The sequence below is a fragment of the Type-C symbiont of Plautia stali genome (assembly GCF_059730935.1).
The window spans coordinates 1,768,203-1,793,515 of record NZ_AP035923.1; the positions used below are offsets into that span (position 1 = coordinate 1,768,203).

Annotated in this window: 32 protein-coding genes and 1 other RNA gene; 11 read left to right on the top strand and 22 right to left on the bottom strand. The window is 54.3% G+C overall.

Going from position 1 to position 25,313, the window contains the following annotated elements; translation table 11 throughout:
- Positions 1-107: 107 nt before the first annotated feature.
- On the bottom strand, positions 108-4,052 hold the full coding sequence (gene putA, locus AC6I7J_RS08145) for a trifunctional transcriptional regulator/proline dehydrogenase/L-glutamate gamma-semialdehyde dehydrogenase (protein ID WP_498007217.1): 3,945 nt from the start codon (positions 4,050-4,052) through the stop codon (positions 108-110).
- Positions 4,053-4,498: 446 nt separating this feature from the next.
- On the opposite strand from putA, the gene putP reads away from it, so the two are divergent.
- From putP to AC6I7J_RS08180, 7 genes are all read left to right on the top strand, one after another.
- On the top strand, positions 4,499-5,983 hold the full coding sequence (putP, locus tag AC6I7J_RS08150) for a sodium/proline symporter PutP (protein ID WP_058780697.1): 1,485 nt from the start codon (positions 4,499-4,501) through the stop codon (positions 5,981-5,983).
- 256 nt (positions 5,984-6,239) lie between these two features.
- Entirely contained in the window at positions 6,240-7,073 is an 834-nt protein-coding gene (gene efeU, locus AC6I7J_RS08155) for an iron uptake transporter permease EfeU (RefSeq protein ID WP_058757424.1), read from the top strand.
- Between the two features lie 51 nt (positions 7,074-7,124).
- Positions 7,125-8,243: an iron uptake system protein EfeO gene (gene efeO / locus AC6I7J_RS08160; protein ID WP_104093194.1), complete on the top strand. Its 1,119-nt coding sequence runs from the start codon at positions 7,125-7,127 to the stop codon at positions 8,241-8,243.
- A gap of 2 nt (positions 8,244-8,245) precedes the next feature.
- Entirely contained in the window at positions 8,246-9,526 is a 1,281-nt protein-coding gene (gene efeB / locus AC6I7J_RS08165) for an iron uptake transporter deferrochelatase/peroxidase subunit (RefSeq protein ID WP_136547027.1), read from the top strand.
- 574 nt (positions 9,527-10,100) lie between these two features.
- Positions 10,101-10,889, top strand: a complete 789-nt coding sequence (gene phoH, locus AC6I7J_RS08170) for a phosphate starvation-inducible protein PhoH (protein ID WP_127834262.1) — start codon at positions 10,101-10,103, stop codon at positions 10,887-10,889.
- A 98-nt stretch (positions 10,890-10,987) separates the two neighbouring features.
- A complete protein-coding gene (locus AC6I7J_RS08175; RefSeq protein ID WP_498007099.1) occupies positions 10,988-11,995 on the top strand; it encodes an XdhC family protein in 1,008 nt (335 codons plus the stop codon).
- A 196-nt stretch (positions 11,996-12,191) separates the two neighbouring features.
- The gene (locus AC6I7J_RS08180) at positions 12,192-12,329 is read left to right on the top strand and encodes a hypothetical protein (RefSeq protein ID WP_264239912.1); all 138 of its coding nucleotides are present in this window, start codon (positions 12,192-12,194) and stop codon (positions 12,327-12,329) included.
- Positions 12,330-12,490: 161 nt separating this feature from the next.
- Here AC6I7J_RS08180 and hxlB read toward each other — a convergent pair whose 3' ends face one another.
- From hxlB to AC6I7J_RS08260, 16 genes are all read right to left on the bottom strand, one after another.
- The gene (gene hxlB / locus AC6I7J_RS08185; RefSeq protein WP_498007100.1) at positions 12,491-13,051 is read right to left on the bottom strand and encodes a 6-phospho-3-hexuloisomerase; all 561 of its coding nucleotides are present in this window, start codon (positions 13,049-13,051) and stop codon (positions 12,491-12,493) included.
- Between the two features lie 661 nt (positions 13,052-13,712).
- Positions 13,713-13,844, bottom strand: a non-coding RNA gene (locus AC6I7J_RS08190) — RtT sRNA.
- 170 nt (positions 13,845-14,014) lie between these two features.
- On the bottom strand, positions 14,015-15,193 hold the full coding sequence (locus AC6I7J_RS08195; RefSeq protein ID WP_498007101.1) for an Arm DNA-binding domain-containing protein: 1,179 nt from the start codon (positions 15,191-15,193) through the stop codon (positions 14,015-14,017).
- Entirely contained in the window at positions 15,151-15,357 is a 207-nt protein-coding gene (locus AC6I7J_RS08200; RefSeq protein WP_349844384.1) for an excisionase, read from the bottom strand. The genes AC6I7J_RS08195 and AC6I7J_RS08200 overlap by 43 nt, the downstream gene beginning before the upstream one ends.
- Before the next feature lie 97 nt (positions 15,358-15,454).
- Complete coding sequence (locus AC6I7J_RS08205; protein WP_498007102.1) at positions 15,455-15,799, bottom strand: hypothetical protein; 345 nt, start codon at positions 15,797-15,799, stop codon at positions 15,455-15,457.
- A gap of 46 nt (positions 15,800-15,845) precedes the next feature.
- Positions 15,846-16,052, bottom strand: a complete 207-nt coding sequence (locus AC6I7J_RS08210; protein WP_498007103.1) for a hypothetical protein — start codon at positions 16,050-16,052, stop codon at positions 15,846-15,848.
- Positions 16,049-16,273: a hypothetical protein gene (locus AC6I7J_RS08215; protein WP_498007104.1), complete on the bottom strand. Its 225-nt coding sequence runs from the start codon at positions 16,271-16,273 to the stop codon at positions 16,049-16,051. Before AC6I7J_RS08215 ends, AC6I7J_RS08210 begins: the two co-directional genes overlap by 4 nt.
- Positions 16,274-16,552: 279 nt before the next feature.
- Complete coding sequence (locus AC6I7J_RS08220) at positions 16,553-17,023, bottom strand: hypothetical protein (protein WP_498007105.1); 471 nt, start codon at positions 17,021-17,023, stop codon at positions 16,553-16,555.
- A 174-nt stretch (positions 17,024-17,197) separates the two neighbouring features.
- Positions 17,198-17,452: a hypothetical protein gene (locus AC6I7J_RS08225; protein WP_498007106.1), complete on the bottom strand. Its 255-nt coding sequence runs from the start codon at positions 17,450-17,452 to the stop codon at positions 17,198-17,200.
- Positions 17,442-17,900 carry a hypothetical protein gene (locus AC6I7J_RS08230; protein ID WP_498007107.1) on the bottom strand — a complete coding sequence of 153 codons (459 nt, stop codon included), beginning with the start codon at positions 17,898-17,900 and terminating at the stop codon, positions 17,442-17,444. Before AC6I7J_RS08230 ends, AC6I7J_RS08225 begins: the two co-directional genes overlap by 11 nt.
- Positions 17,893-18,537 carry a hypothetical protein gene (locus AC6I7J_RS08235; RefSeq protein ID WP_498007108.1) on the bottom strand — a complete coding sequence of 215 codons (645 nt, stop codon included), beginning with the start codon at positions 18,535-18,537 and terminating at the stop codon, positions 17,893-17,895. Before AC6I7J_RS08235 ends, AC6I7J_RS08230 begins: the two co-directional genes overlap by 8 nt.
- Positions 18,538-18,580: 43 nt before the next feature.
- Entirely contained in the window at positions 18,581-18,895 is a 315-nt protein-coding gene (locus tag AC6I7J_RS08240; RefSeq protein WP_498007109.1) for a hypothetical protein, read from the bottom strand.
- Positions 18,896-18,921: 26 nt separating this feature from the next.
- Positions 18,922-19,317 (bottom strand): single-stranded DNA-binding protein, encoded by a 396-nt coding sequence (locus AC6I7J_RS08245; protein ID WP_498007110.1) that lies wholly within the window; start codon positions 19,315-19,317, stop codon positions 18,922-18,924.
- Positions 19,317-19,955, bottom strand: a complete 639-nt coding sequence (locus AC6I7J_RS08250; RefSeq protein WP_498007111.1) for an ERF family protein — start codon at positions 19,953-19,955, stop codon at positions 19,317-19,319. Before AC6I7J_RS08250 ends, AC6I7J_RS08245 begins: the two co-directional genes overlap by 1 nt.
- A gap of 7 nt (positions 19,956-19,962) precedes the next feature.
- Entirely contained in the window at positions 19,963-20,142 is a 180-nt protein-coding gene (locus tag AC6I7J_RS08255; RefSeq protein WP_498007112.1) for a hypothetical protein, read from the bottom strand.
- Positions 20,139-20,273, bottom strand: a complete 135-nt coding sequence (locus tag AC6I7J_RS08260) for a hypothetical protein (RefSeq protein ID WP_498007113.1) — start codon at positions 20,271-20,273, stop codon at positions 20,139-20,141. Before AC6I7J_RS08260 ends, AC6I7J_RS08255 begins: the two co-directional genes overlap by 4 nt.
- Positions 20,274-20,661: 388 nt before the next feature.
- Between AC6I7J_RS08260 and AC6I7J_RS08265 the strand changes: the two genes are divergently transcribed.
- The gene (locus AC6I7J_RS08265; protein WP_262264182.1) at positions 20,662-20,787 is read left to right on the top strand and encodes a DUF2256 domain-containing protein; all 126 of its coding nucleotides are present in this window, start codon (positions 20,662-20,664) and stop codon (positions 20,785-20,787) included.
- A gap of 13 nt (positions 20,788-20,800) precedes the next feature.
- Here AC6I7J_RS08265 and AC6I7J_RS08270 read toward each other — a convergent pair whose 3' ends face one another.
- The 3 genes from AC6I7J_RS08270 to AC6I7J_RS08280 form a co-directional block, all read right to left on the bottom strand.
- The gene (locus AC6I7J_RS08270) at positions 20,801-21,166 is read right to left on the bottom strand and encodes an XkdD/Y8K6 family phage-associated protein (RefSeq protein ID WP_498007114.1); all 366 of its coding nucleotides are present in this window, start codon (positions 21,164-21,166) and stop codon (positions 20,801-20,803) included.
- Positions 21,167-21,230: 64 nt separating this feature from the next.
- Positions 21,231-21,542, bottom strand: a complete 312-nt coding sequence (locus AC6I7J_RS08275) for a hypothetical protein (protein WP_498007115.1) — start codon at positions 21,540-21,542, stop codon at positions 21,231-21,233.
- 5 nt (positions 21,543-21,547) lie between these two features.
- Positions 21,548-21,727 carry a transcriptional antitermination N peptide gene (locus AC6I7J_RS08280; protein ID WP_498007116.1) on the bottom strand — a complete coding sequence of 60 codons (180 nt, stop codon included), beginning with the start codon at positions 21,725-21,727 and terminating at the stop codon, positions 21,548-21,550.
- Between the two features lie 60 nt (positions 21,728-21,787).
- Between AC6I7J_RS08280 and AC6I7J_RS08285 the strand changes: the two genes are divergently transcribed.
- Positions 21,788-22,264, top strand: a complete 477-nt coding sequence (locus AC6I7J_RS08285) for a hypothetical protein (RefSeq protein ID WP_498007117.1) — start codon at positions 21,788-21,790, stop codon at positions 22,262-22,264.
- 441 nt (positions 22,265-22,705) lie between these two features.
- Here AC6I7J_RS08285 and AC6I7J_RS08290 read toward each other — a convergent pair whose 3' ends face one another.
- Both AC6I7J_RS08290 and AC6I7J_RS08295 read right to left on the bottom strand, forming a co-directional pair.
- The gene (locus AC6I7J_RS08290) at positions 22,706-23,029 is read right to left on the bottom strand and encodes a transcriptional antitermination N peptide (RefSeq protein WP_498007118.1); all 324 of its coding nucleotides are present in this window, start codon (positions 23,027-23,029) and stop codon (positions 22,706-22,708) included.
- Between the two features lie 779 nt (positions 23,030-23,808).
- Entirely contained in the window at positions 23,809-24,549 is a 741-nt protein-coding gene (locus tag AC6I7J_RS08295; protein ID WP_498007119.1) for a LexA family protein, read from the bottom strand.
- A 77-nt stretch (positions 24,550-24,626) separates the two neighbouring features.
- Between AC6I7J_RS08295 and AC6I7J_RS08300 the strand changes: the two genes are divergently transcribed.
- Together AC6I7J_RS08300 and AC6I7J_RS08305 are read left to right on the top strand one after the other, a co-directional pair.
- Positions 24,627-24,854: a helix-turn-helix domain-containing protein gene (locus tag AC6I7J_RS08300; protein WP_136546063.1), complete on the top strand. Its 228-nt coding sequence runs from the start codon at positions 24,627-24,629 to the stop codon at positions 24,852-24,854.
- 134 nt (positions 24,855-24,988) lie between these two features.
- Entirely contained in the window at positions 24,989-25,267 is a 279-nt protein-coding gene (locus tag AC6I7J_RS08305; RefSeq protein WP_282954525.1) for a CII family transcriptional regulator, read from the top strand.
- Positions 25,268-25,313 lie beyond the last annotated feature (46 nt).

Sequence of the window (25,313 nt, forward strand, 5' to 3'; positions counted from 1 at the left end):
TAGCGGCGCGATTCATCGCACAATGAATTGCGCCGCTACGGCCTTATTGCAACTTACGGTGTCCTTCACCGATCTCCATTACGCCATCCATGGCGATCCTGCTTTATTTAACCAATGGTCATCAGGCTGGCGTTGCCGCCGGCGGCCGCGGTATTGACGCTCAGCGAGCGCTCAATCAGCAGACGTTCCAGCAGCAGATTGGTCTCGCCGCGGGCAAAGCCCTGCACTGACACAATCGCGCCTTCGCGGGCGGCAATCTGTTCGCACAGGCTGCGCAGCTGATCGGCATCGCCGTGATAGATCACCGCATCAGACTCCGCCGCCAGCACATCTTTCGCCAGCGTGATGCGCGCCTGCACCGCAGCCGGCAGCGACTGGCGCAGCGTCCGGTGCAGCTCGTCATCCTGCCACAGTGCCTGGCTACCGACGCTGGTGACCGCCGCCAGCTGAATCAGCGCATCCTGCTGGTTATCTGCGATACACAGCACCCGATCGCGCGGCAGCAGCGTAAAGGTGTTGCGCTCACCGGTCGGGCCTGGCAGCAGTCGCACGGTTCCGGCCTGGCTCAGCGCATCGTAACGCTGACATAGCGCCAGCAGTTCCGGCTTATCCTGTGCCCAGCTCTGCAATGCCTGATGCGCGCTCAGCAGCGTAGTGCGCACGCTGCTGTCCACTGGCCGTTCGGCATCCTGACGATCAAAGGTGATGCGCAGAGCACCGTCCGGACGATGAGCCAGCAGGCGGTAAAGATAGAGCGGACCGCCGGCTTTCGGACCGGTGCCCGACAGGCCTTCGCCGCCGAACGGCTGTACGCCGACCACCGCGCCGACCATGTTACGGTTAACGTACAGGTTGCCGACTTTCGCCCCGGCCGTCACCTGCGCAATGGTTTCATCGATTCGGGTATGCACGCCGAGCGTCAGGCCATAGCCCGAGGCGTTGATCTGCTCAATCAGCTGCGGCAGGTTGTTGCGCGCAAAGCGCACCACGTGCAGCACCGGACCGAACACCTCTTTATCCAGATCGCTGACCTGGTCGAGCTCAATCAGCGTCGGTTTGATAAAGGTGCCGCTGTGCCACTCTTTGCTGTCCTGCGGATGCTCCTGCACCGCCTGATACACAGTAAAGCCTTTATTGCGCATCGCCTGGATATGGCGCTCGATGTTGGCTTTGGCTTCAGCGTCGATCACCGGACCGACGTCGGTCGACAGACGCTCCGGATTGCCCATGCGGCATTCGGCCATGGCACCACGCAGCATCTTCAGCGTGTGGTCAGCCACATCGTCCTGGATGCACAGCAGACGCAGCGCCGAGCAGCGCTGACCGGCGCTGTCAAACGCGGACGCCACGATATCCACCACCACCTGTTCGGTCAGCGCCGAAGAGTCGACGATCATGGCGTTCATGCCGCCGGTTTCGGCGATCAGCGGCGTCGGACGACCCTGCGGATCGAGGCGGCCAGCGAGGTTGCGCTGCAGCAGGGTGGCGACCGCCGTTGAGCCGGTGAACATCACGCCGCGCACCCGCTCGTCGCCGGTCAGCTGAGCACCCACCGTTTCGCCCTGACCGGGCAGCAGTTGCAGCACGCCGGCCGGTACGCCGGCATCCAGCATGATCTGCACTGCCTGCGCGGCAATCAGCGGCGTCTGCTCGGCGGGTTTCGCCAGCACGCTGTTGCCAGCCGCCAGGGCGGCGGCAATCTGGCCGGTGAAGATCGCCAGCGGGAAGTTCCACGGGCTGATGCACACTACCGGACCGAGCGGGCGATGGGTTTCGTTATCGAAATCGTCACGCACCATGCCGGCGTAGTAGTAGAGGAAGTCTACCGCTTCGCGCACTTCGGCAATGGCGTTGTTGTAGGTTTTACCCGCCTCACGCACCAGCAAACCAATCAGCTGCTGCATCTGGTCTTCCATCGCCTGAGCGGCACGTTCGAGGATCGCGGCGCGCTCCTGCGGCGGCGTGGCGAACCAGATCGGTCCGGCATTCACCGCGGCATCCAGCGCACAGGAGACCTCTTCAGGGGTGGCTTCCCGCACACTGCCGACGATATCCGCCGGCGTAGCCGGGTTGATCACCGCGCGGCTGCTGCCGGTGCCCAGCTCGCCATCAATGATCGGCTGAGCCTGCCACGGCTGGCTGGCGCTGGAGAGCAGGGCGCTGGAGAGCGACGCCAGGCGGTGTTCGTTGGCCAGATCCAGACCGGCAGAGTTAACACGCTTGTCGCCATACAGATCGCGCGGCAGCGGGATCTTCGGATGCGGCAGGCCAATGGCGCCTTCTGCGACACCCATTTTTTCCACTGCAGCCACCGGATCGGCCACCAGCTCGTCAATCGGCAGCGTGTTGTCAGCGATGCGGTTGACGAACGAGGTATTGGCGCCGTTTTCCAGCAGGCGACGCACCAGGTAGGCCAGCAGCGTTTCGTGGGTACCGACCGGCGCATAAATCCGGCACGGCCGGTTCAGCTTGCCATCGGCCACTTTGCCCACTACCTGCTCGTACAGCGGTTCGCCCATGCCGTGCAGGCACTGGAACTCGTACTGGCCAGGATAGTAGTTGTTGCCCGCCAGCTGATAGATCGCCGCCAGCGTGTGGGCGTTGTGGGTAGCAAACTGCGGATAAATCAGGTTAGGCACCGCCAGCAGTTTACGCGCGCAGGCGAGGTAGGAGATGTCGGTGTACACCTTGCGGGTGTAAACCGGATAGCCTTCAAGGCCTTCCATCTGCGCGCGCTTGATTTCGCTATCCCAGTAAGCGCCTTTCACCAGACGGATCATCAGACGACGGCGGCTGCGCTGCGCCAGATCCACCAGCGCATCAATCACAAACGGACAGCGCTTCTGATAAGCCTGAATCACGAAACCGATGCCGTTCCAGCCTTCCAGCTCCGGCTCAAAACAGAGTTTTTCCAGCAGATCGAGCGACAGCTCCAGGCGATCGGCTTCTTCGGCATCGATGTTGATGCCGATGTCATACGAGCGCGCCAGCAGCGTCAGCGATTTCAGGATCGGATAAAGCTCTTCCATCACCCGCTCATACTGCGCGCGGCTGTAGCGCGGATGCAGCGCCGACAGCTTGATGGAAATGCCCGGACCTTCATAAATGCCGCGCCCGTTGGAGGCTTTACCAATAGCGTGGATCGCCTGCTGATAGGAGATCAGATAGGCTTTGGCATCGCTGGCGGTGAGTGCCGCTTCGCCCAGCATGTCATACGAGTAGCGGAAGCCTTTCTCTTCCAGCTTGCGCGCGTTGGCCAGCGCCTCGGCGATGGTTTCGCCGGTGACGAACTGTTCGCCCATCAGGCGCATCGCCATATCCACGCCTTTGCGGATCAGCGGTTCGCCGCTCTTGCCGATGATGCGGTTGAGCGATTTAGACAGGTTGGCTTCATTGTGCGTGGAGACCAGACGCCCGGTAAACAGCAGGCCCCAGGTGGCGGCGTTGACGAACATCGACGGGCTGCGGCCCAGATGGGACTGCCAGTTGCCGTTGCTGATTTTATCGCGGATCAGCGCATCGCGGGTGGGCTTGTCAGGAATACGCAGCAGCGCTTCCGCCAGACACATCAGCGCTACGCCTTCCTGAGACGAGAGCGAGAACTCCTGCAGCAGACTTTGCACCATGCCGGCGCGTCCGGTTGCCCCTTTTTGGTGCCGTAGCTTGTCCGCCAGGCTGTAAGCCAGCTGGTGGGTTTTCTCTGCCAGCGGGGCAGGGAGACGCGCCTGCTCCAGCAGCATCGGCACCGCATCGGTCTCCGGACGACGCCACGCGGCGGTGATGGCCGAGCGGCTGACCGACTGCGGCAAAATGTGTTCGGCGAAGTCGAGGAAAGGCTGGAAGCTCTCTTCCGGCACACGCTCATCGTCTGCGGCATCATTCAGCTGCAGCGGGATCTCCGCCAGCGTTTCTCCCGCTTCCAGCTGGCCGAGATAGTTAAAAATTGCCTGCTTGATCAGCCAGTGCGGCGTGCGGTCAATCTTTTGCGCCGCCAGTTTAATGCGATCGCGGGTGGCTTCATCCAGCTTCACCCCCATGGTGGTGGTTCCCATGATTTCCTCGTCCTCAAAGTGTGAATCAACTTCAGCGTGGGCTGCACTATCACTCATGTTGCAACTTTGTGCAACCGTGTTAAATGTGACCTCGGTTGCACGTTTTTAACCGGCTTTTTTGTTAACGCAGCAAAAGCGGCACAGAACTTGCTGCAAGAATCTCGCCAGAGTTGCAACCCACCGCAACAAAACGCATCCTGGCTGACATCAGGTGCAACTTAAAATGTGAACAGGCGCAACCTGTGAGCATGAAAAATGCAAAGTCAGGTGAAACCCAGGTAACAGCTGTGTTAAATGCATTGTGCGCGTCGCACCTTTGCGGCAGGATACCGCGCCTTATGAGAAATCGCTTTCTCTGGATGCGGTAAAGCTCTGACGTTATCCCGTTCCGGTAACGCAGGAAAAAAGATTTCTCTTAAGAGATCAAATAATAAGTGGAGAGACAGATGACAGTAAGTACACCGATGCTGGTGACATTTATCATTTACATCCTCGGGATGGTGTTGATTGGTTTTATCGCGTACCGCTCAACCAAAAACTTTGACGACTATATTCTGGGCGGTCGCAGCCTGGGCAGCGTGGTGACCGCGCTGTCGGCCGGGGCCTCAGACATGAGCGGCTGGCTGCTGATGGGACTGCCGGGCGCGATTTTTCTCTCCGGGATCTCTGAGAGCTGGATTGCCATCGGCCTGACGATTGGCGCGTGGCTGAACTGGAAAATTGTTGCGGGTCGCCTGCGCGTGCAGACCGAGCATCACAATAACGCCTTAACCCTGCCAGACTTTTTCACCAGCCGCTTCGAAGACCACAGCAAAATTCTGCGCGTCATCTCGGCACTGGTAATCCTGATCTTCTTCACCATTTACTGCGCCTCGGGCGTCGTGGCGGGTGCGCGCCTGTTTGAAAGCACTTTCGGCATGAGTTATGAAACCGCGCTGTGGGCTGGCGCGGCAGCAACCATTCTTTATACGCTGGTGGGTGGCTTCCTGGCGGTGAGCTGGACCGATACCGTACAGGCCAGCCTGATGATTTTTGCCCTGATTCTGACGCCGGTGATTGTGATTATCGCCGTCGGTGGCCTGGATGATTCGCTGGCCGTGATTGAAGCGAAAAGCCTGGAAAACCTCGATATGCTGAAGGGCCTGAACTTCGTGGCGGTGATTTCACTGCTCGGCTGGGGCCTCGGCTACTTCGGCCAGCCGCATATTCTGGCGCGCTTCATGGCCGCAGACTCGCACCGCTCTATTCGTACCGCACGCCGCATCGGCATGGCCTGGATGATCCTGTGCCTGGCCGGTGCCGTCGCGGTGGGCTTCTTCGGCATCGCCTATTTCCAGAACCATCCGGATCAGGCGGCGGGCGTGAGCGAAAACGGCGAGCGCGTGTTTATCGAGCTGGCACGTATTCTGTTCAACCCGTGGATCGCCGGTATTCTGCTGTCAGCCATTCTGGCGGCGGTGATGTCGACCCTGAGCTGTCAGCTGCTGGTGTGCTCGAGCGCGCTGACCGAAGACCTGTATAAAGGTTTCCTGCGTAAAAATGCCAGCCAGAAAGAGCTGGTGTGGGTTGGCCGTTTAATGGTGCTGGTGATTGCGCTGGTGTCGATTGCGCTGGCCTCCAACCCGGAGAACCGCGTGCTCGGCCTGGTGAGCTACGCCTGGGCAGGCTTTGGTGCTGCATTCGGTCCGGTGGTGCTGTTCGGTGTGTGCTGGAAGCGCATGACGCGCAACGGCGCGCTGGCCGGCATGATTATCGGTGCCGCCACGGTGCTGATCTGGAAGCAGTACGCCTGGCTCAATCTGTATGAAATCATCCCGGGCTTCCTGTTCGCCAGCATCGCGATTGTCGTGGTGAGCCTGGCCGGTCGCGAACCGTCGGCTGAAGCGCAGCAGCGTTTTATTGCTGCCGAAGCGGAATACAACACCAAATAACGGCGTTGGCCTGAATAAAGCGGGGAGCGCGAGTACCGTGCTCCCCGCACTGTTAGTGTCACGTCCTCTGCGCGCGATTTATCGCCTAATCTGTCACTCCGCTCTGACTTTCCCGCATCGTACCCTGACCCGCAAAAGCAAAATTAATTTCGCGCGGTGACTTGTATTTTCATCCGCGATAATGATAATCGATATCGTTCGCACTTTACGTATTTTTACCTAAGGCTTACCCTCCTTAACATTCAAGAGGTTGGTGATGTTCGTTCCCTTTCTCATTATGCTGCGCGAAGGTCTCGAGGCAGCACTCATCGTCAGCCTGATTGCCAGCTATCTCAAACGCACGCAGCGCAGCCAGTGGTTCCCCGCGATGTGGGCCGGCGTGTTTATTGCTGCGGTGTTGTGCCTCGCGCTCGGTATTTTCATCAACGAAACCACCGGTGAGTTCCCGCAGAAACAGCAGGAGCTGTTCGAGGGCATCGTGGCGGTAATTGCCGTGGTGATCCTCACCTCGATGGTGTTCTGGATGCGCAAGGTGTCGCGCAATATCAAAGCCACGCTGGAAAAATCCGTCGATCAGGCGCTGCAGAAGCCGGGCGGCAGCGGGTTGCCGCTGGTGCTGATGGTGTTCCTCGCCGTGGCGCGGGAAGGGCTGGAGTCGGTGTTCTTTCTGCTGGCGGCGTTTACCCAGGATGTTGGCTATGCGCCACCGATTGGCGCGGTGCTGGGTCTGGCGACCGCCATCGTGCTGGGCATGCTGATTTACTACGGCGGCGTGCGTCTTAACATGGCGCACTTCTTCCGCTGGACCAGCCTGTTCATCCTGCTGGTGGCGGCCGGACTGGCGGCGGGGGCGATCCGCGCCTTCCACGAGGCGGGACTGTGGAACCACTTCCAGGCGACCGCGTTTGACTTCAGCAACACGCTCTCGACCCATTCGATCTTTGGCACGCTGCTGGAAGGCATTCTGGGTTATCAGGAAGCGCCGAGCGTCAGCGAAGTGGCGGTATGGCTGATTTATCTGATCCCGGCGCTGCTGCTGTTTTTCTTCCCGGCGCGTCCGGCACCCAGCGCCGCACGGTCGGTGCGCTAACTTTTCGCAGGCGCGCGTGCGCCTGTACCTTCATGTAACAGGGATATGACTATGACGATTCGCTTCCGCCGTAAGGCGCTGTTGCTCTCCATGCTGGCGCTGTCCGGTGCCGCTTCTGCCGCTGCCGTACCGCAGGTCACGGTGACGGTCACTGACAAGCAGTGCGAGCCGATGTCGCTCAACGTGCAGGCCGGTAAAACCCAGTTCATCATCAAAAACAACAGCCAGAAAGCGCTGGAGTGGGAAATCCTCAAAGGCGTGATGGTGGTGGAAGAGCGCGAAAACATCGCGCCTGGCTTCAGCCAGAAGCTCACCGCCAACCTGGAAGCGGGTGAATATGACATGACCTGCGGTCTGCTCACCAATCCGAAAGGTAAGCTGGTGGTCAGCGGTGACAGCAAAACCGCCAGCAGCGGCAAGCCAGATGTGCTGCAACTGGTCGGGCCGATTGCCGATTACAAAGTCTATGTGATGGCAGAAGTGAGCGCGCTGGTGGCCGGCACCAAAGCCTTTACCGACGCGGTAAAAGCCGGTGACGTGGAAAAAGCCAAAGCGCTGTATGCGCCGACGCGTGTGCACTATGAGCGCATCGAGCCGATTGCCGAACTGTTCTCTGACCTCGACGGCAGTATTGACGCGCGTGAAGATGACTTCGAGAAAAAAGCGGAAGACCCGAAATTTACCGGCTTCCACCGGCTGGAAAAACTGCTGTTCGCCGACAACACCACCAAAGGCGCGGACGCATTTGCTGACCAGCTGTATAAGGATGTGCAGGATCTGCAAACCCGCGTCAGCGAGCTGGCCTTCCCGCCGGCGAAAGTGGTTGGTGGCGCGGCGGGCCTGATTGAAGAGGTGGCGTCCAGCAAAATCTCCGGTGAGGAAGATCGCTACAGCCGTACCGATCTGTCCGATTTTCAGGCCAACATCGACGGCGCACAGAAAATCGTTGATCTGCTGCGTCCTCTGCTGCAAAAAGCCAATCCGCAGCTGCTGGCGAAAGTGGACGCGAACTTTAAGAAGGTGGATGGCATTCTCAGCAAATACCGTACCAAAGACGGTTTTGCCTCCTATGAAAAGCTGACCACCAGCGACCGTAATGCGCTGAAAGGGCCCATCACCACGCTGGCGGAAGATCTCTCCCTGCTGCGCGGCACTTTAGGTCTTGATTAATCATGAGTAAAAAAAATGACGCGGCGCAACCGTCGCGTCGTCGTCTGTTACAGGGATTGGGCATGCTGGGTGGCGCGGCGGCACTGGGCGGCGGCTGTCCGTTCCATGCCGCCAGCGCGGCAGAGAGTTTCTCACCCGGCACGGTTGCACCCGACGCGCGCCAGCAGGCGCAACCGTTTTACGGCGCTCATCAGGCCGGCATCCTGACGCCGCAGCAGGCATCTATGATGCTGGTGGCGTTTGATGTGCTGGCCAGTGATAAAGCCGAACTGGAACGCCTGCTGCGGCTGCTGACGCAGCGCTTTGCCTTTCTCACCCAGGGCGGACCGGCGCCGGCGGTGCCCAATCCGCAGCTGCCGCCGCTCGACTCCGGCATCCTGGGTGCGGACATTGCGCCCGATAACCTGACCCTGACGCTGTCGGTGGGTGATTCACTGTTCGACGAGCGCTTCGGGCTGGCCGCGCATAAACCCAGCCAGCTGCAGACGATGACACGCTTTCCCAACGATTCGCTCGACGCCGCACAGTGTCATGGCGACCTGCTGATTCAGATCTGCGCCAATACTCAGGATACGGTGATTCACGCGCTGCGCGATATCATTAAGCACACGCCGGATCTGCTGGCGGTGCGCTGGCGGCGCGACGGCTTTATCGCCGATCACGCTGCACGCAGCAAAGGGCGCGAAACGCCGATTAACCTGCTGGGTTTCAAAGATGGCACCGCCAATCCGGATACCCACAATGCGCAGTTGATGGACCAGCTGCTGTGGGTGACACCAGAACAGCAGGAACCGGCGTGGACGCACGGCGGCAGCTATCAGGCGGTGCGCATCATCCGTTTTCACGTTGAAATGTGGGACCGCACGCCGCTGGGCGAGCAGCAAACCATTTTTGGTCGTGAGAAGCTGTCCGGCGCACCGCTGGGGATGCAGCATGAGCACGACGTGCCGGATTATGCCCGCGATCCGGACGGCGAGATTATCGCACTGGATGCGCATATCCGGCTCGCCAATCCGCGCACGCCGCAAACCGACAGCAGCCTGATGCTGCGGCGCGGCTACAGCTATTCCTCGGGGATTACCGGGGCAGGGCAGCTGGATATGGGGCTGCTGTTCGTCTGTTATCAGCACGATTTAAGCAAAGGCTTTATTACCGTGCAGAAACGACTCAACGGCGAAGCGCTGGAAGAATATATTCGTCCCATCGGCGGCGGATACTTTTTTGTTTTGCCCGGTGTGGCGGACAAAAATCATTATCTGGGGCAGCCGTTGCTCGAAGCCTGATTAATTAATGTACAGCGCTTGTCCGCCGTTCGCGGTGCCAGGCGCTGCTGTTAAGCCCGTCTTAAATTTCTCCTGTCTCGCTGTGATGTCCGAATTTTCTGAAACAGTTTGTTAAGTGCTGAATTACCTATCCTGCTGAATATTAATATTAATTTAATTTAAGCGCACCGGGCTGATGCAGCGCCACGCGGGTTTTCTTTGCCGTAAAGTAAAAATATTGTTGCAAATCGGCGGAAATATGATGAACTTTAGTCATAGCGTCGTCAGTTGTGTGGCTAAGTCCACTGGAGTTCGCGCATGGCCCGGTCCTTATACGGACAGTTAAATACACTTCAGCTAGCGCAGTACGCTGCGGGGGATTGCCTCCCGCGTGAGAATCCTCTTCACTTTTCTTTAATCGCCTTCGAATTCTTTTCCGATGTTTACCGGTGCGCGGCAGCGTTTCGGCGTTGTTGCACACTTTTCTCACTGGCTCGATACGGCTTACAAGGAAGCCAACAAAACCTCTAAAGCGTTCAAATCATCGCCGCGGGTGATCCGCCGCGATAAATGAAACCAACTGTAAGGTGCCACTATGGGAAGACAGAAAGCAGTGATCAAAGCGCGTCGTGAAGCCCGCCGAGTGCTTCGCAGTGACTCTCGCAGTCATCGTCAGCGTGAAGAAGAATCGGTCACTTCGCTGGTGCAGATGGGTGGGCTGGATGCAATTGGCATGGCGCGCGATGTGCGTGACCGGTCACCAATTGAGGCCAGAAACGATGCTCAGGCGCACTATCTTAACGCCATAGAAACGAAACAGCTGATATTCGCGACCGGTGAAGCCGGCTGCGGTAAAACCTGGATCAGCGCTGCGAAAGCAGCCGAGGCCCTGATCAATAAGGACATCGAAAGGATCATTGTGACGCGCCCGGTTTTACAGGCGGATGAAGATCTCGGTTTCCTGCCAGGAGACATCTCCGAGAAATTCGCCCCCTATTTCCGACCGGTTTACGACGTTCTGGTTAAACGTCTCGGCGCTTCCTTTATGCAGTACTGCCTGCGACCCGAAATCGCCAAGGTAGAGATCGCGCCCTTCGCTTATATGCGCGGACGTACCTTTGAGAATGCGGTGGTGATTCTGGATGAGGCGCAAAACGTCACCGCTGCGCAGATGAAGATGTTCCTGACCCGCCTGGGCGAAAACGTCACCGTGATTGTCAACGGTGATATTACCCAGTGCGACCTGCCCGTCAGCGTCAAATCTGGCCTTGCCGATGCGCTGGCGCGCTTCGAAGAGGATGAGATGATTGGCGTGGTGCGTTTCGGTAAAGACGACTGCGTTCGCTCGGCACTGTGCCAGCGCACGCTGCATGCTTACAGTTAACCTTGAAAAAATAGCTAATCTCAACCCGGCTGCGGCCGGGTTTTTCATTGCTATGCTTACGGGAAGAAAAAGGGCGGAAACGATGAGCGGAGAAAGTCATGCACTCTCTTGATGTGCAGGTGGTAAGGATGGCGCAGCAGTGGGCGGAAGCGCAGCCGGTGTGGCTGTGTACCGTGCTCAGCACATACGGCTCATCGCCGCGCCCGCCGGGCGCGATGATGGTGATTCGCGCCGATGGGCGCTATAGCGGTTCCCTTTCCGGCGGCTGCGTCGAGGAGAATTTTATCACCCGCGTTCAGCAGCAGGCGTTCTCTGCCGCCAGTCAACGGGTGCGTTACGGTGAGGGGGGCGACACGCCTGACCGCGCGCTGCCGTGCGGCGGCGTACTGGATATTCTGGTCGAATGGTTGCCTGCAGGTGCCGCCACGCTGCGCTACTTACAGCAGCTGGAGGATGCGCTGACCGGCGCGCGAGCCATCACCAAACGCCTGACGCTGCCGCAGCCGTGTCACGCGCTCGAACCGGCGCCTTATACCCGGCGCACCCGTACCCAGGTCACTGACAGCGAAATCGTTCTGACCCTGAGTGCCGCGCCGCGCCTGATCCTTGCCGGACTCTCCAGCGTCGCCGTTTACTGTGCCAACTTCGCGCTGGCGCTGGGATTCGAAACCATCGTCTGTGAACACCGTGAAGAGGTGCTGAGCAATATGGCGGCCGAACTGGCGCCGGACGTCAAACTGGTGCAGCAGTTTCCGGCAGTGTATCTGGAACGCGAGGGCTGTCATGTCGCCACGGCGATCCTCTCGCTGACGCATGATGCGCGTATTGATGATCTCACCATGATGGAAGCGGTCAATCTGCCGGCATTTTATCTCGGTGCGATGGGCTCGCAGCGCAACAGCGCAAAACGCAAAGCGCGCCTGAGCGCGATTGCGGAGCTGACGCCGGCGCAGTTGCAGCGCATTCACGCACCGGTTGGGCTGGATATCGGCAGCAAAACCCCGGCGGAAATCGCGCTGGCAATCATGGCGGATATTGTGCGTCACAAAAATGGGTTAGCGGCAACGGATGCGGTCAGCCCGGTGCACGCAGCGTCTGAAGGATAATATCACTCACCCCACGAAAAACCCGGATGCACCGGTACGCCAGCAGACTGGCAAACGGCTATGCCAAATTTTCGCGCCGCAAATAATCAATAAGCTGTGCTTTATGTTTCATGATGTGTTCAACGCTTGCGCTTTACCGGTAACATCTTATCTTCAGAGAAGCGTGTACAAACACCTGAACTGAGAAGGGGTATTTATGGCTAAGCGTCATTGGATTAAATCAATTGAAATTACAGCAATTATTGTCTTCACGCTGGTGATCGCCTGGCTGGCCGTCACAGGCATCCTGTCATCAACCGGCCTCGATCATGCGTGGCCTTATCCACATCAATAACTGAGTCCGGCATCAGGGAAATCAATTACGCTTAAATATAAACAGAATAACTTATCTAACCTGCACACCCGTATCAGCGGCGATACCGTATCACCACACAGGGTTTCGGTGTCAGATTTGCCGGGTATAAATCAGCGACGTTCGGGAAAAGCGTTATGCTGTTATTCGAAATCCGCATGGCGGCTGAACATGCTCTCGCTGGTTTCACCGCACTGATGCATGATTTCAAGCACCATGGCGTCACAGGTGATGAAGCAAAGCTGCTCAAAGGCCGAGCCCATTGGCTGCGAGAATCGTTCGGCGCTGCGTGCGTTATCGGTTTTAACGGTGCCGGGTAACACCAACACGCATTTGGCCAGTCTGCCGATGCCTGAATCTGCTTTCAGGGTAATCAGCGCCACATCGACACCGCGCTCAACGGCGTTCAGCGCCAGCGCTTTCAGGCTCGCGGTTTCGCCACTGCCAGAACCAATAATCAATAAATCGCCAGGTCTGGAGTGGGGTGACGAGATTTCACCGACCATGCTGACAGAGAAACCCAAATGCAACAGACGGTTAGCGAACGCGCGGATAGCAATACCGCTGCGCCCGGCACCCTGCAGGAAAATGTGTTTCGCGCTGCGAATATGTGCGATCAATGCCTGCGCCTGGCTCTCGTCTATCTGCCGGGCGTTGTGCGCGAGTTCGTTAAGAATATGGGATACGTTTGACTGAACGGCCATGTTAATGCTCTCCCGTCAGGCAATGGTTCGTCCGCCTCATTAGACAGCGAAAAGAGTGGCCGGAACAAGGCCGGTGCTTTTTCAGTCTGGTCATAGCGCATTCCCTCTTAATTCAAAGACATCATCAGTGGATGAAAAGGATACCCTGCAGAATTTCCGGTAAGAGTACACGGTCCGCTGCCCACGCGATATTGCAGCGAAAGGGGATCTTTCGATTATGCGTCCTGTGGCACAAAAGCGGTGAGTGTGCAGAGTTGGTGGGCAGATTTGTGATGTATTGTGGCATCAAATGAGGTAGCGGGGTCGCCAGATCGCGGAGTCGGTGCTGCAAGGAGAATAAAAATGAAAAGCTTCTGTCGATAGTCAGAGGCTTTCATGGCATCAAAGTGCACGTGCATTTAACGTGCATTTTTTTGCTGATTTTGTAGGTCTGTGTTTCTGTAATCAATTCACAAACGGTTTCGTCCGCCTGAAGTCTTGTTACAAATGGTAGAGGGGATTGATTCGCTTCGCTCACCCTGCGGGCAGCGTCGCAGGCTCCGCTGTCCAACTGGCATGCGCCAGTTGTCGAACCCCCAATCGGGGATTCTCATCCCCCCACGCCTGGAGAATATACAAATAAAAATGCCCAGCTATTAACTGGGCACTTTTATATAAATGATGGCGGTGAGGGGGGGATTGATTCGCTTCGCTCACCCTGCGGGCAGCGTCGCAGGCTCCGCTGTCCAACTGGCATGCGCCAGTTGTCGAACCCCCAATCGGGGATTCTCATCCCCCCCAGGTCGGGAGAATATACAAATAAAAATGCCCAGCTATTAACTGGGCACTTTTATATAAATGATGGCGGTGAGGGGGGGATTCGAACCCGCGTCTATTTGTTCGTAAATAACTGATATTAAATGTTTTCATAAAAGGATCCTTTTCCACGTGCACTACACGTGCATTTTTCTGCAAATTACTCCGTTATTCGCTGCCGGTTTTGATCGTCGGCCTCGACAGGTGCCCATCGTAATCAACCAGGTATGAGCCGTAGTTTCTGAACAACATATCCGGGCCTTTATGCCCCATTTGCTTGCATAGCCAGAAAAGGTTGGCCCCTGAGCTGATGTGCATCGTTGCGAAGGTGTGACGTGTCTGATACGGGTTTCGATACCTGAGCTTTGAATCACGCATGATGATGCGCCACGCCTTTTGTCTGATAGCGTCAGAACCAGCCCATGGCTCTCCGGTGCGCGGGTCTTCGAAAACGAATTCGCTCTTCAGCTGCGTAAACTGCTTCTGAATATTCAGGGCAGCAATCGCCTCTTCGTTCAAATCTATCTTTCTTGTGCCGGCGCGCGTCTTCGTAGATTTCTCCACTCCTTCCACTACGGCGTTCTGAACAAAGGCCGTTTTCTTCTCAAAGTCTATATCCCGCCACCGCAAAGCGCAGAGCTCAGAAGGGCGCACGCCTGTGTTGAAAGCAAACTGAAAAGTTGCCTTCCACTGGGGGAAGTGGCAGTGCATATAGATAATGCTGATTTCAGAAGGCGTAAACGGATCAACTTCGTACTCTTCGGTGTTCCCATGCTCCACCGAGAAATAACGCGCTGCGCTGATATGAGCGACAGGGTTATCACTGATTAGCCCATCCGTCACCGCTTCATGAATGGCGCTTCGCAAAAACGACAGCCGGTTTCTGATGGTCTTCAGCTTCGTCTTCTGGTTAGACACCCATCCTTTGAGCGCTGCCGGCGTTAACTCCGTAACGTGAATTTTATGAAGCGCTTTCAGGGCCCGCAGACACTTGCGATATCCGTCTAATGTTGATGGTGACAAGTTCCGGTTCTCGCTGATAACCAGATATTCCTCCAGGTAGTCCTTTACCGTTTTTTTCTTTTTCTGATGACCAAACAGAGTGGCCTTTTTCGATCGGGGGAAGTATTGCTGGTAGTTAAAATCCCCCGATGCGATGCGGTTCTGAATCTCTCCCAGATACCGCTCGGCATACTTAATGTTTCTCGCATTCACTTCCATTCCTGATAACGGCTCCCTGCACAGAACGCCATTAAGCGTGAATGTCAGCTGTAGCGTTTCTCCAGCCTTATGGCGCCGAATCGTTATTCCGCGCGGTAAAGCGGATCCTTGCTGCTTCTTGCCCATCGGTTCACCTCTTCTGTATCAATCCATCGCTCCCGGACGCCGTCCACTTTTAATACGTGCACACCCATCTTCCAGACCTTCCTTTGTATCCGTTTGTTAATGGCTTCCTCGGATTCACCAGTGGTTTGGCAGTATGCTGAAATGGGCATTACATCAAGACTCATCTCTACTCCTTTGGCGGCCATCGCCACGCAATAATCAGGGCAATAAAAAAGGCGATCCACAGTGTGATATCGCCTGGTGACAGGGTCGGGAGGGTGCTCATCGCTCCAGCAGCTCTTTCATGCGGGCGTAGGTTTCAGGTGCGCGCTTGTCAGTCCTCTTAAGCTCTTTCCTAAGCAAGCGCGTTAGCTCATCCCAATGCTGGATGATGGGAGCAAATCGAGGGCATTCCGAAGCTATTAGCGGAAAGCTGTCTTTTATCTCAGGGATGAACTGAACCAGCTTCATGCACCTATTAAGGTCAGCAGGGTCAGATGGCGCGACAAAATGAGAGTGATAGAAGTTCTTTTTCATTCCCAGCGCAATGGAGGCCATGGTTGCAGAGCTGACTCCCACATGGCCCTTTGATTGCCATTCCAAAACTTTCATTGCCAAATCAGACATAACAACTCCTCACGCAGAGCGCGATAAAGGTTAATGGTGTGGGGGATTAGTGGCTGGCGTGCTGCTCGCGCTCTTTCTTTGTTGCATAACGCCATGTATAGCCGCGATGTGATTTAGCGCGGCCACTGATTGCTTCTTTAATTCCGGACCGATGAAAGCCCGGCGCGTAATATGCTGAGCGGAAATACACCTGCTCGCCGGTCTCTTTATTCGTGCCAACCACAGCCATTTGACGTGAAGGAATTTCTTTCACTGTCGCATCTCCTTTTCAATCTGACGCACGTAATGAACCAGCCAGGCTTTAGGCCGGAACGTATTAGGCGGCAGGCAGTTGATTGTTTTGGCGTACTTATCAAGAAGGATGGTGATGATTCGGTCGTGTTCTGATTTGGGCTTGCCATCAATGGCTGCAAGTATTTCCGTTCTGCACTTACGCGCTACGGCCCTTAACGCGTTTTCTGTTGCAGGCGTCATGCCACCTTTCTGTGTCGCTGCGCCCACAGCTCCCGGGCATGGTCCTCGCAGCACTCACGACAGCAGTAACTGCTACCTTCCAGCGATGGCTGGCCGCAGTCTGCGTTCCGACATACCGGCGACCGCGGCTCAGGCTTCTCCCGATTCGCCAGTGCGATTTGCGTGTTGAGTAGTTCCAGCTCTGCTGCATCATCAATAGGGTCTGCACACATAGTGATTCTCCAGATTTTAGGCAATAAAAAACCCCGCCGTAGCGAGGTCTGTTCAATTGCGAATTATCTATTTTCCCATTACGTAATTTGCGCAATCCCTGGGGGATTTGGCGCTGAGCCTACCATAATCGTAGGCCTGATTAAGCTTTGTAATTGCGTCATAATTCCCGGAGTATCTTGAAATTATATCCAGGTATTTATTGGCTGACTCGCGATAATCTCCTGTTACGGAACCTTCGCCACCTAAATTACAAGCCCTTGCCATATCAACTGCAATGTCGAAATTTGATTTGGGCTTTACATATTGCAACCTGTTCTCCTTAACATATTGGTCCGCTTTGTCCACAATTTCCTTTCTCCAACATAGACCTGAACCCTTAGGGGCCGCTTCTTCGGACTGAGCGAAACCATACTCATTCACTGAGAATTCACAATCCAAATTATTTTTGGCGTCGCGGATGACAAACGAGTACGCAAAAGAAACTGGCAACAACGTTAATGCATACATCAAAAATAAATTTATAGGTTTTCGTGACATGGCGATTCCTCCTGAACGGAGTATATCGCGGCTATCGGTAAACAGGTGAGCACTCAAGCTGCGCCATTGGCCGGCGCTGCAGTATTCGCTCTTTGATGGATTCGCAGGCTTCCTTTGTCTCCCATATGCGCTCAGAGACGGGAAAGCCTGATGAGAGGATGAGTACGAAGCCGATTAGCATGGTGGCTCCGGCGCTGCGGCTAACAATGCCTGATATCTACGCTTCATCGCTACCTCTTTAAAGCGCTCATCCAGCCATATTTCTTCCAGCATTTCTTTGGTCGGCTCAACCGGCACCAGCTTCCAACCATCTCGGATTTTACGCAGCGCCAGCAGCTCCTTCGCCATTGCCTCCGCCCCCCCAAGCGACACGAAGGTGTCGTACTTGGAAATCATCTCCAGCCGCTCGTTGCTGATTTCATTGCTCATTGCTGGCCTCCGGTGGTGGTGGGAGTGGTGCAGCATCTACCATTCTAAAAAATGCACCTTCAATACTTGCGTTGTTATGGATTGCATCTCGCCATGCGCTAACCATCTGTCCGGTAGCATTTTCAGGTACTAGCTTCCACCCATCCGGCGCCCGCAGCACCGGCGCTGGCGGGGAGGGAAAGAGTGGTGTTTCGACGCGACAACAAATCTCAAACACTCTTTGGTCTGCGCACTCTTCCTTTGTTAAAACTTCACCAGATGAGTACAAAACAGCAACCGGCTCCGCCGTAAGAGTCGCGAGGGCGATTTGCGCAATCAAATCATCGCTCTCGTCTGCCTCGGTTTGCATGTTGGCATCGCGTGCGACTTGAATGTCTTTGCGAAAATGAAGCAGTCGTTCAATCAGCTCCTGCCGCTGCGCCTCAGTCATAGCCGGGAAATTATTCATGGCTGCCATCCTTACCAGCATTGCCGGCGCGGAGAAGGTTTGCCACGCTGACAGCATCAGAATAGGCCGCCTTATGGAACAGGTAGCCTTGCCGGCTCACTTCTTTAAGCGCGTCGATTCTGACGAAATGGTATTCTGCAACCTTGTCAGCACCTTCCGCCCGCACCGCGTTCAGGCAAGTGTCAGTTGTTTTGGTGCTGTTGGCTACGTCAAAAAACTCCTGAATTGTCTGCCCATCGCAAACCATATCAGGCGCCATTTCGTCGTTATATTTCCCATATACATAAGCTGCCTCTTCGGCCAATTCCTTTCCTTTAGCCACTACCTGATTCATCCTGCTCACCAGTTCCATCACTCCCGCCTGCACCGTATCAGATTCAATCCCTGCTGATTTAAGCGCTTCCTGTGCGTTGGTTAGGGAGTTAGTGGTGGCGCTGAGTTGCTGCTGCAGCGCCTCACGCTCTTCGTAAACTTTCATTGCTGCTTCAGCGTCTTCCCTGAATGTGAAATCTACCAGTCCCTGACTCAATCCCATTGAATCTCGACGGTAAATAGTCCAGAACTCCGCTTCGCTATCATCGCAGGTGACAATGTCATCATCCTGACCTTTGCATCCTGACACGTAGTAATTGCTCATCTATGAATCCCCTTATTCAATGCCGACCGGGTAAATGCCAGCGTCATTCCTGAATCACGGCACCAAAACGGCCGCGACGTTCTGTTGTGTAATCGCGCCATTCATCAACCGGTCGGGTGACGATGATTCGCGGTAGCGGCGGCATCTTCGACGTTTCCATCGCTATACGCCGGAGCCGGTCAATTTCCTTCAGCTCTGCCTTCCTTGCTGGCGTGAGCAGGCGAGGGTGATCCTTTCCCTCTTTGTGTGCTGCTAAGGCCGCCATGACGCCACTCAGCACTTCCTGCTTCCTTCTGGCTATCTCCGCATCGGCTGCATTCAGGCGTGCGAAAGGCGCCGGATTTACCGGTGATGTCATAGTGGTGGCCTTATTGGTGGGTTAAATCAGAATGGGATATCCGGATCGTACTGGTCAGGCGCGGTAGATTGCCCACGAGGTTGCGGCTGATTCGATGGTGCGTTTCCCTGATTGCGCGGGGGCAGGTCTATGTCGCTAACCAGGATGGTCGGTGATGATGCCTTAGTGCCATCGTCACGCGTCCACTCCTCGTTCACGAATGAACCAGTTACCGTTACCTTTGCGCCTTTTAAGATGCTCTGATGAAGCTTCTCAGCCATAGCGCCGAACATCTTGCACTGCAGCCATGATGTTTTTTCATTCTCGCCAAAGCCTGATTTAGCTGGGAGTGAGAAGGTGGCAATGTGCTTACCGTTTGGGGTGACGCGCAACACAGCGTCTTTCCCGACATTGCCTGAGATTGTGATCGTATTGATGGGCATTATGCTGCTGCTCCTTCCAGTTCTGATTTCCTGATTTCGTAGACTTCCTTCGCTTTGGCCTGCTCTGGTGTTCCGTCGAGCATCTGCCACGCTTTAGCGAATGCCTGCTTCAGTTCTTCCAGTGTTGCCTTCTTCATCGCTGCTTCAGTGAATGCGATCAGCGCTGCATCAGGTGCAGGTTTGGATTTTGGTTGTGGTGCCACATGGTGAACTTCAGCATCTGGATCAACTGCAGTTTCTTCCGTTGGGATGCAGAACGCCTGAAACGCTGCGTACTTATAGGCGATGGACATGGCTTTGTTGGTGGCCTTGTCGCCGCTATCCATGGCTTCACCATATGTCGTAACGGTGTGAACGCTACCGTCTTCTGTGGCAACGAAATCGAACTCAGCCTTAACCACAACGTAAAACAACACGCCGCCTTTTTGCGTGGCTCGCTCAGTTACCGTGCGCTCTGTGATGCGCGGAAGAATGACCAGGCCATTCTTAGCCAGCGCTGGAGCCAGCGCGTTATAAACCTGGTCTATGCCCCGAAACTGGAATCCCTGCTGGACGTTTTTTCGATCCTTGCTGATACCTTTCTCAGCCATTTCTTTCGCAACTGCGCTGATCGCCTGATAAACCTTTTTTGTTTCCATAAAAACCTCAGAACGGGCATGGCCCGATGAAATATTTCTGTTTCAGCTTTTCGCACTTAGCCATGTTCAGCTCTATCTTCATGCGCATGCGATCGCCTGACTTGCGGTACATCAGCGCGCTGGCGACGTATGACAACCTGGCGAACTTGCTTATCTGCATCTCAACTTCTGGCGTCATGTCGTTCATTTGCGCTCTCCCATGCCGATAGCCTTCAGCATCAGGTTGATGAATGTGAAATCCTTCGTTTTCTCCAGCATCTTCTGCCGGTCAGCTTCATCCTGATTGCGCTGGTATTGCTTAACCTGCCGCTGGCTCATTGAGGATTCCCCGGCTGTGATACGACCTGAACGAGACGCTCCCACAGCTGCTGTAAGCGACTCTTTGGCTGCCAGTGCATAACGTCAGCGCCGGTTAATTTGAAAGCGAACTGGTTTGATACAGATGTGTTTAATGAGGAGCTACCCAGATGGGCAGCCCCAGCAGTTGCGAATTGCATGGGTAACTCCTGAAATTGGTTAATTGGTCGGTGTTGAAAAAAAGAGCCCAGCATTGCGCCGGGCTTAAGGGATGTAACGTTCTCTTTGTTGCTCAAGGGCTCGACTCTTAAGCGGTGGTGACTAGCACCGAAATGCCCTCAGTGAAGGCATTGCGCTGCTGTATCAGCTAAAATAATCTCTCCACATCACTCTCCCCCTCAGGTGCGTCATGAAGAAAAGCGAACTCCCAACAAAGGTCTGCACCGTTTGTGGACGGCCTTTCACATGGCGAAAGAAGTGGGAAAAGTGCTGGGATGAAGTGAAGAAGTGTTCTGAGCGCTGCCGGCGCAAGTGAGTGCTGTCAGCTGTTACTGGCCCAGCGCCTTGGCAATGGCGGCACGAGCTCTGTCAATATGAGGTCTGAAATGCGACTCGATATAAGCAAGGTCCACATCGGATAGGACAAGCTCTCGCTTCAGGCACTGAAGCGCCTCAAGAAGCTCGGGTGCTGCGGCTATCAATCTGGAGTTCGCAACGCATTCCTCGGCAGGCAGTTCTCTATGGCCACCGTCTTCCCCCCAATGGGGAAAGCCTTGCTCATCCCAACCATCCAAGATGGCAAATCTCTCAGCTGAGACGACCTTGAATCCGTTGCTATCAACTACGTTTAGTGGCTCATCTGCGTATTTTTCGACAGCAGTCCACGGCCCAGGCGTACCCTTAAATCCTTCCATACTCACCTCTCTTAATCTCTGCTGCGTCCACGCTGGGTGAACAGCCAATAAAAAAGGCTGCGGGTTAGGCAGCCGTGATGAATGGTGCAAACGCTACTGGCGCCTGCTTTGGCCTGAAGTCTCTGATGTCTTTCAGAACTTCCCTGAACTCGCTCAGCTTCATGCCGCGGCGTTTAGCTTCGGCTTTCACCAGGTCGTTATCCAGCTTCAGGTAAAGATGCTGCGCCTGTGACTTGGCATCGTTGAAGGCCGTCTTCCTGACGAATGTCTCATCCTCTTTGCGGCGCTTCTCTGCTGCCAGATGCTCGTCCAGTTCCTTATGGAAGTTGCCGCGCTTATCCAGCGGGACATTTAACATGCCGTGGTCAAGTGCCATATTGATTACCTCGCCGTTATGATGCCTTTTGATTTGCGATAGCCAGCTGCGTATTTCGCTACGTCTGGCAAACATGCACTGCCACTCTCATGCTTCTCACGCAGACTAGGCGCTGATGTTGCGCGGGCTACGTTGATTGATTTGTGCCCGCTTTTAACCACATCAGGCGAGGTGGTTCGCGCCATACCCCTACAGCGAGAATCGTTGTAATATTTCAGCACCCCTACAGTGTTGAGATATCAAATATGGACATTATGTCTGGTGTTGCTGCTGCTAGGCAGGCATTCGAATTGTTGAAAGTGATCAAAGAAAGCCATGACCAATCAATCATTAATAAGGCTGCTGGTGAGTTGTCAGAAAAAATCACCGCCCTTCAGATGCTCAATGCGGAACTCTCTGGCCTTTATCAGTCCGAGAGAGAGGTCACAGTGAATCTTCGAGAAGAAAAGGCAAAAATCGAGATGTTTGCTGTGAAGGCCGAGAATTACGATCTTCACACCACGGAAGGTGGATCGACAGTGTATCGCTCTAAGCTTACTTCCGATGAGGTTGTTAAACCTCACTACCTTTGCGCTCATTGCTACAGCAATAAGATAATATCGATACTTCAACCTAGCGTACAAAGGACAACAGCAGGTGGATTTTTTATTCATTACTGCCCCCAATGTAAGAATGAGTTCAAGATGACAAAGACACCGTCTGTCAAGGGCGTGTTTGGTTAACGTGCCGTTACGATGTCTTTTGATTTGCGATAGCCGATAAGAAACTGCACTTGGCGAATAGATATTTACAAATAGGATTATTCTGGTATTGTTTGTATGTCCTTTGGAATGCGGTGAAGAAACGTCCGTATGCCTTTATTCGAAGTCAACAGTTTTAACTTAATAGTTAAAACAGCGAACTCGAAGAAAGTATAGCTCGCGGGGTGGCCAACACTTCGACCTTCACTTGGCAATTCCTCTGGAAGGAGGGTTTCCAGCGCGAGTTATACCGGATGGGTCACTGGAAAGACCTTGCCCCTAACTAAAGGGGTTAAACATGACGATTATGCTTTTACAGGCTATCTATCACCTAGTGATGTTTGCTTGGCTTATCTATCAGGTATTCGCTTAAATAGATCGTAAGGGAGAATAAGGGGTGGCGACCCCTCCCGAACTCTTTCTTCATTTAGTGGTGTGCACTGAATCCTTTCTACTGCTCCTAAAACCAGCCTGATAAAGAAATACTTTTGGCATACAAACCCCGCTTTCAATATCTCCTCCCACATACTTCGCCGCACCCGCCAGAATCTGCTTATGATACTCGGTCTCTGTGTCGACTGCTTTCACAACGCGATCTGCTGCTGGTCGTTTGCACTGCAGCGCCACACGATTTGGAATAGGGCGGTGCATTACCTCTGAACTGCTGCTGACTTCGCTCTGGAGGTGCGCACGACGTTCCCGGCGACGACCTGCAGCTGAACCAGTGAATTGAGTTCTGCGTGTCATAGATACCTCCTGAGTGAATTTTGGCGATGGTTGCCGGTGCTTATCTTCGGCTTGCCTCGGTGGGCTGCAATTCCCCATCCCAAAACTCACGCTTTGGTACTAACTGGCTTTTCAGCCACGTAGGTGATCCGTCACCGTTGTAAAAAGAGCGTGCTATCCGTTTCGTATTGCGCCAGCGTCCTGCTGATACGGATGATATTGAACCTAAAGTACGATTAAATCAAGTACCATAGGTACGAAATATTAATCAAATATCGTACATTTGGTTTATGGGGTTGAATTTACTAGAGAAATAATTTCATGCATAAGAAAGCCCGCTCGCTGGCGGGCTCTTAGTTTTTAGGTATCAGCTTGAGTATCTGACGGAGTTCATGACTAGTTTTCCAGATGTCGTCCTGAGTGTCGCCATCCCATTCGGGCGTCATCTCTCTCTCTGCCTGAAAATACCGTAATCTGATGTGTATCTCTGCGATTTCGTCCCGCCTGCATTTATCTGCGATTCGGCGAAGACCCTCAATGGGTGTCGGCTCCCAAGGACTAAGGTTTAGTCGTTCTCGCATGAATAGTAGCGCTAGTTTATTGCTCATAAAGTAATCGCGATTACAGCATTCACTAATCCAGCAGAGAATAGAACAAATCCAGGTATAAGGTAATTTTTGTCCCGCTTCTTGCGTGCTAAATAGAACATCGCGAACGCAATGCAGAACATTGGAATCGCTATCTTCGCAAAAACTGACATGCCATCTCCTTAGCTAAAAGTCTCCTCCTGCTGTCGAGCCTTAAACAAGCCGCATCTTCGTCTCGATCGCTACACCTATTACCTTGCAGTTTCCATTAACCGGTACCATCGGCCATTGTGGGTTTAGGCCTTTGAGATACTTTTGGCTGCCGTCGATGATGAGCTTCTTGAAAGTAGCTTCGTTGTCGTCAGTGAGTTTTGCCACAACCAAGCTTCCATTCACTGCTTCGCGCCCGGTATCAAACAGTACAAACGTACCTTCAGGAATACTGAGACCCATGGGGGCGGTCATTGAATCGCCTTCAACTTCAAGCCAGAACGCATCGCCTTGTGTATGCGCGTCAGACTCAAGCCATAAGTCGATATCTTTAAGAGTATAGGGTTCGCACGCTTCAGCCCACGCGCCGGCCTGCACCCTACTCAAGACTGGATATCGCACTCCACGGGAGTAGGGGATTGGGTTAGAGATGTTTGTAGCAATCCCTTTATTATCGTCGTTGGACTTTTCGCCCTCATATTTACTCTTTAAAGAGTCGGCATGCAGACCAACAGCACCATGCTGTAACCAAAAGGGACTCACATCCAGATAATTAGCAAGCTCATTCATTTTATCTTGCCGTGGCATAGCCTCAGCATTGAACCATTTGCTGACTGCTTTAGATGTGACGCCAAGCGCTCTTGCGATGGCTATTCCACGACCATGCTCATCTAACTTTGCACGGCGTGAGGCCTGCGCCAGCCTCTTGGAAAATTCTTCGCGCAATTTATCTCTTTGAACCATGAGTACGATAGTAAACCAGTTGCAAAAACTTTCAGTTCATCTAATATGCGTACTGAAAGTACGAAAGAGGAAGGCCCATGCATAACCTAGATGAGCCGATCAAATTTATCGGCATTCCCGAAGTAGCTAAGGCTTGCGGAGTCAGTGAAAGGGCCGTCTATAAGTGGCTTAAAAACGGATTTCTCCCCAAGACAGAATTTTTTGGGAAAACACAATACGCATTAACAATTCAAGAGATTTCCAACGGGAAAATTCAGGCTAAGGATTTATTGGATTTAAGCCGTAAAAATCTTCTCGCTGCTTGATTATTAACCGCTCTCTAAAAACGGACATACAGTCCTACGTCGCTGAAAAGCGAGCAAATCAAACAAACGATTCAACTACGTGACCGCCATACGGCTGTCGCGCAATTACTTATTCAACAAAGGAATTCTACGAAATGGAACGCGCAAACAAACGCAACGAGGCGATGAGAATTGAAAGCGCCTTACTCAACAAGATCGCACTGATTGGCACAGAGAAGACTGCCGCTGCAATGGGCGTCGATAAAGCGCAGATAAGCCGCTGGAAACGCGACTGGCTGCCGAAGTTCTCAATGCTGCTTGCGGTGCTGGAATGGGGTGTCGTCGATGACGAGATGGCGCACTTAGCCAGACAGGTGGCGAACATTCTCACCAAAGAAAAAGCCCCGAGCTGCGCTAACAGCTTTGAGGCCTGATGCGAAATGACTGGATCAAATCACAGGGGTAATTATATGTCCAAAT